The following is a 1,562-nucleotide window of genomic DNA, read 5'->3' as shown; positions in this document are numbered from 1 at the left end:
AGCTTGTTGTTTAACCAGGTGGTGTCTGGTGGGGGCCCCGGTTGGTCATGGGTGAGGCCCTTGGTTGATCATTCCTTCTTGCTACAGACGGAAGATCGACCAAGGGCCTCAGTTGATCAGTGTGCACGACGCCGGCGCAGCCGGCGCGCTCGGGGACCTGTCCCGGTTTCGTGAGGAGTTCTACCGGTGCTTGACCGCGCGTGCGGACGCGTTGTTCGAGTTGAGCGACGCCGTGTTGTGTTCGGGAGGACCGGTCACGTCGCTGGTGGAGTTGTCCCTGACCGCGGAGCATCGGCGTGGTCACGGCGCGCTGTATGACGGCGTGAATCAGGGGCGGATCGATATCGGCCGGTTCCGCAATGTTGTTGCCCGCCAGTCGATTCCACGTGGTGACGACGGTCGGATCACGCTGGCTGTCGATGTCAGCCACTGGCTACGGCCCGACGCGAACATCAGTCCGGAGCGGCTGTTCTGTCACACCTATGCCCGCGGCAAGGGCCACGCCCAGATGATTCCCGGGTGGCCCTACTCGTTTGTTGTGGCGTTGGAGCCGGGTCGCACGTCGTGGACGGCGATCCTGGATGCCCAGCGGCTGGGACCCGACGACGAGGACACCGCCATCGCCGCCGCCCAGCTGCGCACAGTCGTCGAAGGGCTCATCGCGGCCGGGCACTGGCGCGAGGGCGACCCGCAGATCTGGATCGTCGGTGACACCGGCTACGACGGCCCTCGTCTCGCGTTTCTGCTGGCGGACCTCCCGGTCACGGTGCTGGTGCGGCTGCGGTCGGACCGGGTGATGGCGTTTCCGGCGCCACCTCGGGCCGCCGGAACCCTCGGCCGTCCCCAGCGTCACGGGCCCGAGTTCGCGTTCACAGACCCCCGGTCGTGGCCTGAGCCCGATCAGGCCACGACCACCGAAACCAGCAGATACGGCACCGCGGTAGCCAGGTCGTGGGATCGGCTGCACCCGAGGCTGACCCATCGTGGTGTCTGGGCCGACCACGAGGGTGACGTGCCGGTCATGGAGGGCACGGTGATCCGGCTGCAGGTCGAGCACCTGCCCGGCGACGGTGCACCGAAACCGTTGTGGCTGTGGTACTCCGGCATCGACGCCGACGCCACGACAACGGATCAGCTGTGGCGGATGTTCCTGCGCCGTTTCGATCTTGAGCACACGTTCCGTTTCCTCAAACAAACCCTGGGCTGGACCCGGCCGCGGCTGCGTGACCCGCAGGCCGCTGACCGCTGGACCTGGCTGATCATCGCCGCCTACACCCAGCTTCGGCTGGCGCGCCATCTCGTCGAAGACCTGCGCCGCCCCTGGGAACGAGCACCCGCGCGCCCAGGTCGGCTGACACCGGCCCGGGTCCGCCGGGGATTTCGCAACATCCGACCGGCAACCAGCTCACCCGCCAGCGCACCGAAACCCACCAGGCCAGGCCCAGGCCGCCCACCAGGCTCACGAAACACCCACCGCGCTGTCGTATGCCACGTCGGAAAGAACCCCAAAACGGACACAAGAGCCACAAACGCAACGAACCAAACAGGTTAAACAACAAGCT

1 protein-coding gene is annotated in these 1,562 nt (G+C 66.6%); it reads left to right on the top strand.

Translation table 11 applies throughout. The features are described 5' to 3' along the window. The first annotated feature begins 121 nt into the window (after nucleotides 1-121). Nucleotides 122-1,552 carry an NF041680 family putative transposase gene (locus QMK34_RS47380; RefSeq protein ID WP_326421611.1) on the top strand — a complete coding sequence of 477 codons (1,431 nt, stop codon included), beginning with the start codon at nucleotides 122-124 and terminating at the stop codon, nucleotides 1,550-1,552. The last annotated feature ends 10 nt before the right edge of the window (nucleotides 1,553-1,562 follow it).

This window comes from Amycolatopsis sp. H20-H5 (genome assembly GCF_035828755.1).
Classification (GTDB): Bacteria; Actinomycetota; Actinomycetes; order Mycobacteriales; family Pseudonocardiaceae; genus Amycolatopsis.
Note: the sequence above shows the minus strand (reverse complement) of the source record. Positions and strands in the feature narration are given on the sequence as shown.